The 12,319-nt window shown below is 44.3% G+C and carries 7 protein-coding genes; 1 reads left to right on the top strand and 6 read right to left on the bottom strand.

Features of this window, described 5'->3' with window-relative positions:
* Positions 1–265 precede the first annotated feature (265 nt).
* From ACXAH2_RS16935 to tadA, 3 genes are all read right to left on the bottom strand, one after another.
* On the bottom strand, positions 266–2,872 hold the full coding sequence (locus ACXAH2_RS16935; RefSeq protein WP_475080123.1) for a LamG-like jellyroll fold domain-containing protein: 2,607 nt from the start codon (positions 2,870–2,872) through the stop codon (positions 266–268).
* Positions 2,873–3,314: 442 nt separating this feature from the next.
* Positions 3,315–7,214, bottom strand: coding sequence for a phosphoribosylformylglycinamidine synthase (purL, locus tag ACXAH2_RS16940; RefSeq protein WP_475080124.1), 3,900 nt, complete (start codon positions 7,212–7,214; stop codon positions 3,315–3,317).
* Between the two features lie 115 nt (positions 7,215–7,329).
* On the bottom strand, positions 7,330–7,821 hold the full coding sequence (tadA, locus tag ACXAH2_RS16945; RefSeq protein ID WP_475080125.1) for a tRNA adenosine(34) deaminase TadA: 492 nt from the start codon (positions 7,819–7,821) through the stop codon (positions 7,330–7,332).
* Positions 7,822–7,915: 94 nt separating this feature from the next.
* Between tadA and ACXAH2_RS16950 the strand changes: the two genes are divergently transcribed.
* The gene (locus tag ACXAH2_RS16950) at positions 7,916–8,332 is read left to right on the top strand and encodes a CBS domain-containing protein (protein WP_475080127.1); all 417 of its coding nucleotides are present in this window, start codon (positions 7,916–7,918) and stop codon (positions 8,330–8,332) included.
* A gap of 52 nt (positions 8,333–8,384) precedes the next feature.
* Here the strand turns inward: ACXAH2_RS16950 and ACXAH2_RS16955 are convergent, their stop codons facing one another.
* The 3 genes from ACXAH2_RS16955 to ACXAH2_RS16965 all read right to left on the bottom strand — a co-directional run bounded on the left by ACXAH2_RS16955 (position 8,385) and on the right by ACXAH2_RS16965 (position 12,015).
* Positions 8,385–8,639, bottom strand: a complete 255-nt coding sequence (locus ACXAH2_RS16955) for a cold-shock protein (protein WP_475080128.1) — start codon at positions 8,637–8,639, stop codon at positions 8,385–8,387.
* Positions 8,640–8,759: 120 nt separating this feature from the next.
* The gene (locus ACXAH2_RS16960; RefSeq protein WP_475080130.1) at positions 8,760–11,543 is read right to left on the bottom strand and encodes a valine--tRNA ligase; all 2,784 of its coding nucleotides are present in this window, start codon (positions 11,541–11,543) and stop codon (positions 8,760–8,762) included.
* Between the two features lie 124 nt (positions 11,544–11,667).
* Complete coding sequence (locus tag ACXAH2_RS16965; RefSeq protein ID WP_475080132.1) at positions 11,668–12,015, bottom strand: hypothetical protein; 348 nt, start codon at positions 12,013–12,015, stop codon at positions 11,668–11,670.
* Positions 12,016–12,319: the final 304 nt, after the last annotated feature.

Raw genomic sequence — 12,319 nt, forward strand, 5'->3', positions numbered from 1 at the left:
CGTGTTAGACTCTCATGAGACTTCAAGTTCTTTTTGAAGCCCCAGCGAGCGCCCACACAAATTATCTGATTATCTATTTTAAAGAGCGTGCCGACTTGTTTTGGTGTCGCTTCGATGCTTTGAAGTACACCCCGTGTCAGCGAGGGCGTATATTAAGGATCTACAGATTTTTAGCAAGTACTTTTTTTGTTTTTTCGTTTGTTTATAAAAAAGGCAATAGAACAATCTTCTATCGCCTTTCACATACACTCACAGCACAAGCAGCTTATCTAACTTTGATAAGTTGCCATTGCTGCTCTTCCGCCCCATCGTAAGTCGACAATTTCACTTCTGTATCTGAAGATGTAGTCGCTCCATAAGGATCAACACTTAAAGATGCCCTGTACTTAGAACTGATATGGAAGTAACCATCTTTCGTTCTAGTGAATCCCCACCGTTGGTTATCGCCTCCGTTATCATCCCAAAGACCAATATCAGAACTATCACTATTACTAAAGCTATAGTCATCCATCACACGTCCGCTAGACCCTATCACTTTGTAGTAATTACTACCGTCGTTAGTCAGTGTCCATTGTTGATCATCCGCACCAGTATAAAGATCTTGAACCAGTAAGGTGTTGTTTGATGCACCACCATCTTTAGGGGTCAAAGCCAATCCACTCTTACGAGCAACAATTTTGTATATACCATCTTCTATGTAAGCTGGCGAGTTATTCGCTTCTTCCGGAATATTACCCATGGAGCTTGTATCCCAGTTATAAATATCTTGTATCTCCTGCTCAGTAAGCGCTCCACGATAAATGCGAAATTCATCGATTGCCCCTTTGAACATAGGCCAACTACTGTCGTGAGCTTTACCAAGCATATTAACTGGCAAAATCCCCAACTGATTTGGATTGAAGCGAACTGAATCGCTCGATATTTTCTCCTCTCCATTGATATACAGTTTTACCGTTTCACCAGAGGCAGAAACCACAACGTGATACCAAGTATCAGAGGATAACGAGCTGGTATTGAGACGATCTTCACCTGTTTGACCTGTTTTGGTCGTCGCATAGCGCGTTTTATTGGTGTTTGTCTTTGGGGTGAATGCCATATAATGCTGAGTGCTCCCACCTAAAGCGAACACTTGTGCCCACACTCTCGCATCTGTTTGTTTAAACCAAGTGGAGATAGTGTAATCAACCAATCCCGCGGTTGAAATTTTTGGCAACTCGACGTAATCATCGTCACCATCCAAAGACACAGCTTTACCATGAACACCATCAATTAAAGTCGAGCCATTTTTCAAAACCGCATCACCAAAGCCAACTTCGTTCGACACTTTATTATCCGTCTCACTATCAAACGTCCAATTGAATAACAAACGAGGGCCAGCTTTCCCGACCGCCACATTTGACTCAATACTTTCAACGCTGTCTTTGACAGCACTCACTTTATAGTAATAATTCTGACCGGAGGTTAGGTTGGTATCAGAATAGGTTAAGGTATCACTCGACAGGATCGTAGCAACAATTGAATAAGCCCCAGACGCTGAAGTCGCCCGTTTTATGTTATAACTATCTGCACCAACTGCTCCCCACCATGAAAGAGTAATGCTAGATGTACTGGAATCAGCACTAAGATCAGAAGGAGCTCCACCATCTGTAATACGATCCCGACTCTGCGTTAATGTGCCATAACCCAACTCATCCCCATTTCGAAAACCTTCTGGGCGTAATTGTGCTGCCATTTTCTTAGACCAGGGAGCAGCGACACCCAAGACATTCTCGTAATAATTGTAGATTAGCTCCCAAGCTGGACGTTTAATACCAAGGGAATCATCAGAAATTGTCTCTTGTCTTGTGCTTGCCCCCGTGCAGTTTTGACCATATGGAGTATAAGGCACATCTTCATTGAGATTGTATTTAGCCACGTATTCGGATGCGGCAAGCATCTGTTTGTTATTGTAAGCAAAAACATCATCACCTTGGTTATGAATCGTCTGCCCAATAACACCCATCATTGAGACACCAAGAGTGGAGTGCCCTTGGTCTCGGCCACTTTCCTGATATTGCCCAAAATACCCCGGATGCTTGTAATAAACCATATTTTTAAGGGCGCCATTACCATCTCCATCATGTAGATAGTTTATAGCTTCATCATATTTATCTTGATCATCAGCAAAGATAGCAATCGACAAAATCCCCGCAATACTAATCATGTCCCAATTAGCCCAGTAGTTACCTAAGCAAGCGCCATTATGATTCTTCAAGAAGTCAGAGCTTATTGGATAGAAGATATTCACCAACATATTTTTAAACGCAGTTTGATCACTGGAAGACCAATCACTGTAATCGCGCATCATCTCGCCAATATTTGCTAGTTCATATCCATAAAGCCCGGCAGCCAAATAGCGATCGGTATTCCCCGTAACCTCAGTCAAAGTCGAAGACCAAGCATTCATAAACTGAACAACTGAATCGGCGTACGCAGTATCTCCCGACACTTTCCAGCGCAACCCCATTGCATACATTTTATGAATATCAGAGACTAATGTTCCAAAATTTGAGCCATCCCCTCCCCTAACTAATTTTGTCAGTGGGTTAGGAGACTGACCGAGTTTCGAAGCATCATCGGACGTCAGTATGTTATAGCCTGACAACCAAGGTTCAGCGCTTGCTGCCACTTTACTTTTCATTCGATCAAAGTCTGCTTGAGTATGTAACAGCCCTGGATGTATAAACTCAGCTGACACAAACGAAGACGCTAAGATAGAGAACACCAGAGTGCTTCCTATTAGCGTGCGCTTAAATGGTTTGACAATACCAATATTCCCTAACAGCTTGAACTCAGGGTGATTGATTAAACCCAATATATTCTGATTACTCATATCAACACTTCCTTATTGATAAATTTAAACACCCGCAAGTACATGGTATGAAAAAAGACCTTTCGTGCAGTACTTAACAGATAGAGAGTTAAAAAACGAGACTCAACTTCTAAACAGAGAATTTTTTGGGGAGTTCGTCTTCCTTAACTAGGATTGCAGATTTACTTTCAAACAAAACAACAAAGACTCATGGCCTTATAACAGCAAAAAACTAAATAAGCGTGCCTAACCAAGAAGCCAGTGTACCATTTCATAATTCTGAAAAATGCACCTATTAAGAAAATTAAAAAGCTTAATTAAATCAATGATAAATAGAGCATAAACAATCATATTTCAAACAGTATAAATATAGTTAAACGCTATTGAGCAATAAAATAGTAAAAGTCCTCTAAGACAAGTCTTAGAGGACTTTGTGTTAAGCGAAATGAATTAAATGACTGCGTTAGCCAAGCCACTTGCGTGCATTTTGGAACAGACGCAACCAAGGCGCTTGCTCTTGCCAGTCACTTGGGTGCCAGCTGTGTTGAATCGTACGATAAACTCGTTCTGGGTGCGGCATCATGATAGTGACTCGACCATCTTCTGTGGTTAAACCAGTGATACCTTGCGCAGAACCATTCGGGTTGAATGGGTATCTTTCTGTCGCTTGACCATAGTTGTCTACATACTGCAGTGCCACCTGTTGATTCGCTTGCAGCATCGCCTGATGTGCCGCATCACGGTATTCCGTTTGACCTTCACCATGTGCAACAGCAATTGGCAAACGCGAACCTTCCATACCCGCTAGTAGAATTGAGTTGGATTTTTGCACTTCTACTTGTACCAAACGCGCTTCAAACTGAGCCGACTGGTTACGAACAAATTTAGGCCAGTTTTGTGCGCCTGGAATCAGTTCATGCAAGTTAGATAGCATCTGACAACCATTACACACGCCTAAACTGAAGGTGTCTTGACGATTAAAGAAAGCCTCGAACTGATCACGAGCACGAGCGTTGAACAGAATGGACTTAGCCCAACCTTCACCCGCACCCAATACGTCACCGTAAGAGAAACCACCACAAGCAACCAAACCATGGAATTCTGCTAAGTCTACTTTGCCTGTCAGAATGTCACTCATGTGAACATCCACTGGCGTAAAGCCCGACTGATGAAAAGCCGCAGCCATTTCGACTTGGCCGTTGACACCCTGTTCACGCAATACCGCCATGCGAGGTTTCACGCCAGTGGCAATGAAAGGTGCCGCAATGTCTTCGTTGTGATCGAAGGTCACCTGAGCAGACAGACCAGGATCTTTTGCATCCAACAAGTTATCAAATTCTTGTTGTGCAGATTCTGGGTTATCACGCATGGCCTGAATACGGTAACTGGTTTCAGACCAAACACGTTGCCAGTTAATGCGTGACTCTTCTAACAGTGACTGACCTGCTAAACGAATACGGATTTGGTCATCACCAGACAAAGTAGCAATTGGTGCCACTATGATACCCGCTTTAGCGTAAGCCGCCACAACAGCATCAACATCCCCTTGTTTAACCTGAACGACCGCACCCAATTCTTCATTGAATAAAGCCGGTGCCACCTGTTCAGCCGAGTTCACTACTGCATCAAGATCTATGTTCAAACCCAAATGGCTAGCAAAGGACATTTCAGTCAGAGTCGCAAAAACACCACCGTCAGAACGATCGTGGTAAGCCAACAATTTGCCTTCCGCATTTAACGCTTGAGTGGTATCGAAGAAGCCTGCCAACACAGATGCATCGTCTACATCAGGCGCTTGTTGCCCCAACTTATTGTAGACCTGGGCAATAACAGAACCACCAAGGCGATTTTTACCAGCCCCTAGGTCGATCAACAAAAGCTGAGTATCGGCTTTATTTTGCAATTCTGGCGTTAAGGTTTTACGCGCATCAGCCACAGGAGCAAAGGCTGAAATCACCAAAGACAATGGAGACGTAACGGCTTTTTCTTGCTCGCCTTCTTGCCATACTGTCTTCATCGACATGGAATCTTTACCAACAGGAATGGCAATATCCAATGCCGGACACAACTCCATACCCACCGCTTTTACGGTTTGGTAAAGTTTCTCGTCTTCCCCTTCATAACCTGCTGCTGCCATCCAGTTTGCTGACAATTTAATGTGGTTACGTTTGGTGATTTGTGCCGCCGCTAAGTTTGTTAACGCTTCACCTACTGCCATACGACCTGAAGCAGGTGCGTCCAACAATGCCACAGGCGTTCTTTCACCCATGGTCATGGCTTCACCAGTGTAACTATCTAGAGACGATGTAGTTACCGCCACATCTGCAACAGGCACTTGCCAAGGACCAACCATTTGATCACGCGCCACCATACCCGTAATGGTACGGTCACCAATGGTGATCAAGAAATTCTTACTGGCGACGGTTGGCAAGCTCAATACTCGCTTAGCCGCATCCGCCAAATCCACGTTTATTGCGGTGAAATCATCACCAGCAATGACGGCTTTGTTAGCTTGACGGTGCATTTTGGGTGGTTTACCGAATAGCACGGACATGGGCAAATCAACAGGTTTATTATTGAAATGCTCATCGGCCACTTCTAAATGAAGTTCTTCTTTAGCATCACCCACAATGGCGAAAGGACAACGTTCACGTTCACAAATCGCAGTAAATTCTTCAATACGATCAGGTGATACCGCCAATACGTAACGCTCTTGCGATTCGTTACACCAAATTTCAAGCGGTGACATACCTGGTTCGTCGTTTAATATTTTACGTAAGTCGAAAGCACCACCACGTTCGCCGTCTTTCACCAATTCAGGCAAGGCATTTGATAAACCACCTGCACCCACATCGTGAATAAAGCTGATTGGGTTTTTCGCACCCAGCTGCCAACAACGGTCGATTACTTCCTGACAACGACGCTCCATCTCCGGATTACCACGTTGTACAGAAGCAAAATCCAGATCTTCGTTACCATCAGAGGACGCCATAGAAGAAGCGGCACCGCCACCCAGACCGATCAACATTGCCGGACCGCCCAATACAATCAGCTTAGCACCGACTTTGATCTCATCTTTTTCAACGTGCTCACGACGGATGTTACCAATACCGCCCGCCAACATGATTGGCTTATGGTAACCACGCACTTCCGCTTGAGAAGGACCTTGAATGGATTGCTCATAAGTACGGAAGTAACCTAACAGGTTCGGACGACCAAATTCATTATTGAACGCGGCACCACCAATTGGTCCTTCAATCATGATGTCCAATGGCGTGACAATACGAGCAGGTTTGCCGTATTGGCTTTCCCAAGGCTGTTCAAAACCAGGGATTTTTAAGTCGGAAACCGTATAGCCACTTAAGCCCGCCTTTGGTTTAGCACCGATACCCGTTGCGCCTTCATCACGGATTTCACCACCAGAACCGGTAGCCGCACCCGAGAATGGCGCAATGGCTGTTGGGTGGTTGTGGGTTTCTACTTTCATCAAGATATCAATGTTTTCTTGACTGAAGTCGTATTCACGAGATTCAGGCGACGGGAAGAAACGCCCCGCAACATGACCTTCCATCACTGCAGCATTGTCTTTGTAGGCTGACAAGGTGCCATCAGGATTATGCTCGTGGGTGTTTTTAATCATCTTGAACAAAGAGCGCTCTTGCTCTTTGCCATCAATAGTCCAAGAAGCATTGAAAATTTTATGTCGGCAATGCTCTGAGTTTGCTTGTGCAAACATCATCAGCTCAACATCAATTGGGTTACGACCTAGTTCTACAAAGGACTCAACCAAGTAATCGATTTCATCTTCCGCCAAGGCCAGACCTAGACTTTGGTTTGCCTCAACCAAAGCAGCACGGCCACCAGCCAACACATCAACCCTTGTCATGGGGGCAGGTTCAGCGTGAGAGAACATCTGTGTAGCGTCGCTTAATGCCGGAAGCACGCTTTCTGTCATACGATCATGCAACATGGCAGACAACAGATCTAATTCTTCAACCGTTAGTGATTGTTTACTGTGAATGAAATATTCAACACCACGCTCAACTCGGGCAACAGCAGACAAACCACAATTGTGAAGGATATCGGTGGCTTTTGATGACCAAGGTGAAATGGTACCCAAACGAGGCACCACCAACACGCTTTGCTCAGAGGATTGAATCGCTGCGGATTTAGGCCCGTATTCCAACGCTCTTTCAAGAACAACTTGTTGATCACCTGTCAATATTTGATGATCAGCCAGTTCAACAAAATGGATAAACTGTGCGTCCACATCAGTAACGGAAGGGACAGATGCAGTCATATTCGCTAATAGCTTTGCCTTACGAAACGCGGATAGCGCTGCAGAACCATGCAGGGTTAGCATGTCGGTTATTGCCTCATTTATAGTTGTGGGGGAAATGGTGCGGGTATTTTAAATCATTGAGGCAAATAGAGGCCAGCAGAGTATCACTTTTATCTGCGTAAATTGGCTAAATAATTTAACAATCGGGTAGTTTTGTTTGCTGTTTTAGCTTTTTCTTTTGCTCACGCCGATACTGAAAAAACTGCGTCAGCTGTTCGGATGCCACTTCGGCCAGCACACCACCAGACGCCATGACTTTATGATTCAAGTATTCTGCCTGAAAAAAATTTCCCTGACTTTCCACTATACCACTTTTTGGTTCCGTCGCCGCGTAAACAACACGGGCAATACGCGCATGCACAATCGCGCCCGCGCACATAGAGCAAGGTTCTAGCGTGACGTATAAAGTCGCGCCAGGTAAACGATAATTGCCCATTCTCTGGCAGGCATCGCGAATCGCTTGAATTTCCGCATGAGCTGTCGGATCACAGTGAGAAATAGGGGAGTTGTAACCTTGACCAATGATTTCATCGTTCAGCACGATAATGGCGCCAACAGGGATTTCACTCTCATTAGCAGCTTTTTCAGCTTGTTTGATGGCCAACGCCATCCACTCTTCATCAGTCATCTTGATCTAGCTCATTGGTCTTTCATTGCGTTTTACCTATTCATAGACCAGACTCAATGAAATATTAAATTTATATAACAAGGAGATAGCAGGAATGAAAACGGTCGCAGATTTAATGGTTACCCAACTCATCACCCTCAGCGAAAACGATTCTCTGGCCACCGCAAAAGCCATGATGCAAGATAAGAACATTCGCAACATCCCCATTATTAACGAAGAAAGTGAATGTGTCGGCATGCTGACTCAACGGGAATACCTGCGCCATGCTTTTTATCTTGTTAGCCAATTTGGCACACAGCAAATTTCCAAAAAAGAGCAACAAACACCCATAGCTAACGCCATGAATAAAGACATTTTAACCATCAGCCCAAGCATGGCTTTGGATACCGCCGCCGAATTTTTTATCGAAAACAAATACGGCTGCTTGCCAGTCATAGACAACAACAAATTGGTCGGCATTCTCACACCAATTGATTTCGTTAAACTGGCTCATCAAATGCTTAATAACTAAAGAAGAGCGGACCACTATAACAGCATCATGTCTCATTCAAATATTGGTCTGATTAACCCGTAACCGTCTGCTCAGCCTTAGCGGACTTTTCAGGCTGAGCCTTCTCAACCAGCACATCCATTGCTTGCAGGCCAAAATCGGTTTCTGTGAGTACAAAACTTACGCTCTGCCCCTTCTTAAGAGTCTTATGACCATTACAATTAATGGATTTATAATGCACAAACACATCGGTATCGGCTTCACGCCTAATAAAACCAATGCCCTTTGCATCGTTAAACCACTTAACTTTTCCAGTCAGTCGTTCCATATTTCGCCTCTTTTGTTATTTTTATTAAAGTAAGCGTTATGATAGCCAACAGCGACTTATTGTATCAACAAGCCGCTATCATGCTTTCGACATCAGCGATATCATCTGATGTACACTTGATTACAATGATTCAATGCTGGCTTTTTGATCTTCCAGTTTACTAACCGCTAACTTAAGCTCATCACACTTAGCTCTTTCTTTTGCGACCACCGCCTCTGGTGCTTTCGCAACAAAGCTCTCATTCGATAACTTGCCTTCAATACGCTGCAAATCTTTGGACGCTTTATCAATTTCTTTTTGCAAACGCGCTAATTCTGCATTTTTGTCGATCAAACCTGCCATGGGTACTAGGACTTCCATATCGCCTACTAAAGCCGTCGCAGACATTGGTGCTTCATCACCTTGTGACAACCAAGTAATGGATTCCAACTTAGCCAACTTTTGCAAGAAAGTCAGATTCGCTTCTAAACGCGCTTTATCTTGCTCTGAACCATTACGCAACAAAACAGACAACGGCTTTGAAGGTGCAATATCCATTTCACCACGAATATTACGCACCCCAAGGATTACGCCTTTCAACCACTCCACATCCGCTTCTGCTTGCGCATCTTTTTTCGTATCTTGCGCTTCTGGGTATTGTGCCAACATAATAGTTTCGCCCTCAACACCCGCTAGCGGCGCAATACGCTGCCAAATTTCTTCTGTTAAGAATGGCATCATTGGGTGCGCTAGACGCAAGAAAGTTTCTAATACACGAACCAAAGTTCGACGCGTCCCCGTCAACTGAGCTGCCGTTGCGTTTTCATCCCATAACACTGGCTTAGACAGCTCCAAGTACCAGTCACAGTATTCATGCCACATGAACTCATACAAGGCTTGAGCGGCAAGGTCATAACGGTGCGTTTCAAAGGCACGATTAACTGCTTCTTCCGCATGTTGTAGACGAGAAATAATCCATTTGTCAGCCAAAGACAATTCCACTTCTGCGCCTTGTTGACCACAATCTTGTTCTTCTGTGTTCATCAACACATAACGAGTGGCGTTCCAAATCTTGTTACAGAAGTTGCGATAGCCTTCGAGACGATTCAAATCAAATTTGATGTCACGACCGCCAGACGCCAAAGAACACAAGGTGAATCTTAGTGCGTCCGTACCGTACGCCTGAATGCCTTCTGGATAAGTCTCGCGGGTATTCTTCTCTACCTTCTCAGCCAAACGCGGTTGCATCATGCCGTAGGTACGTTTCGCCACCAAAGACTCAATATCGATACCATTGATCAAGTCCAAAGGATCAATAACGTTACCTTTAGACTTCGACATCTTATCGCCACGTTCATCACGAATCAGGCCGGTAATATAAACCGTTTTGAATGGCACTTTGTTGGTGAACTTCAGGGTCATCATAATCATACGAGCGACCCAGAAGAAAATAATATCAAAACCTGTTACCAACACATCAGACTCACTGAAGTCCATGAAGTCTTGCGTTTCTTCTGGCCAACCTTGCGTAGCAAAGGTCCACAATGCTGAAGAGAACCAAGTATCTAGCACGTCTTCATCCTGCGTCAGTGCAACATCTGCCGCCAAATTATATTTAGCGCGCACCGTGGCTTCGTCTTGCCCAACATACGTATTGCCTTCGGCATCATACCAAGCAGGAATTTGATGTCCCCACCATAGCTGTCGAGAAATACACCAGTCCTGTAAATCACGCATCCAAGCAAAATACGTGTTTTCCCATTGCTTAGGCACAAATTGGATATCGCCGTTTTCCACCGCTTCAATCGCTGGTTTGGCAAGACTTTCTACTGCTACATACCACTGTTGTGTCAAATAAGGTTCAATAACCGTATTACCACGCTCACCGCGAGGCACTTTTAGCTTGTGGTCTGCTACTTTCTCCAATAAGCCTAAGGCATCAAAATCGGCAACCACAGCTTTACGCGCATCAAAACGATCCATACCGCGGTATTTCTCTGGAGCATTGTCATTGATCGCAGCATCGTCATTAAAGATGTTGATCAATGGCATATCATGGCGCTTACCCACTTCGTAGTCATTAAAATCGTGGGCTGGAGTGATTTTCACACAACCAGTACCGAATTCTTTGTCTACGTATTCATCGGCGATGATAGGAATACGACGCCCTACTAGTGGCAACTCTATTTCTTTACCAACCAATGAAGCAAAACGCTCATCATCAGGCGCTACCGCCACACAAGTATCACCAAACATGGTTTCTGGACGCGTTGTCGCGACCACAATGTGATCTTTACCTTCTGGCGTTTTGACACCATCCGCCAATGGATAGCGGAAATACCACATGAAGCCACTTTCTTCTTCCGATATCACTTCAAGGTCAGAGATCGCCGTATGCAATACAGGATCCCAATTAACCAATCGCTGACCACGGTAGATGATGCCTTCATCAAACAACCGAACAAACACTTCCTGAACCGCAGCGGACATACCTGGGTCCATGGTGAAACGCTCTTTGTCCCAAGCAACAGAATCGCCTAGCACGCGCATTTGATCGGAAATGGTACCACCCGATTGACCTTTCCATTCCCATACTTTTTCTAGAAATTTCTCACGGCCTAGATCATGACGAGTAATATTTTGTGCAGCCAATTGGCGCTCCACCACCATTTGCGTTGCAATGCCCGCATGATCAGAACCTGGTTGCCATAAAGTACGACTGCCCTTCATGCGCTCACGACGTATCATTGCGTCCATTAAACTATGCTGAAACGCATGCCCCATGTGCAAACTGCCAGTGACGTTTGGCGGTGGAATCATGATAGAAAAGGGGGTGTTGTTGCCTTGCGGAGAGAAGTAACCACTCTCTTCCCAACGTTTGTAGATAGGTTGTTCGATACTTTGAGGTTGGTAAGTCTTTTCCATTATGGTGTCTTAAAGCTCTTATAATGTCGCGGTCAATTTTAATGATGTGGAAGTATACCCTGTCATGAACAGATAAAGAATAACAGGGAGGATTTTCAGTGATTTTCGAATAGAAATCACTACGCTAGTCAGGTACGTTGTCGCCAGATTCTGAGGTTTGCATGTGCTGAATCACTTCGGCAACCAAGTCCGGCAAACGCTTCGCCAACACAGTAGCAATGGCTTGCTCTAAATCGGTTCGGTTCAGTTCTGTATGTTCAGGCATATCCTCAGGGGACACACCTTGTTCAACAGCGTCTTCAACAGAATGAGTAAGATGCTCTTCTTGACTCATACCATCATCGAATGAGTCTGGATCCGTTACAACATCCATCAAAATAGGAATATCATCTTGATTACGCAGTGCCGAGATTAGGGTTTCTTCATCGGGTTCAAAAACGTCTTCATTTTGATTTGCAGCAAGGTCTGACATAAAAAACCAATTTTTGAAATGATTAAAAAGCTAAAATTCATCGGATCAAAATAACCGATTTGTCTCTTCACTTTCGCACTGTCACGACAAAAAGTCTAGCCTAGTTCCTTTGTTTAAAAACCACGAAATTAAGAAAAACAAAACTAATACTTTGATTCACATTTGGTTTTTCTATTTTTCTTTTCTATAAAAAAACGACGATAAAAATCGTCGCAGAGTGTCGATAAACCCCAGTATTTTCACTGGGGTTCTTTTTTTTAGCTTTGTTTTTTAAAAATACATTAGGTCGTTCTATACTGAGTTA

The sequence above is a fragment of the Marinomonas sp. ABL3_031 genome, from assembly GCF_056161265.1.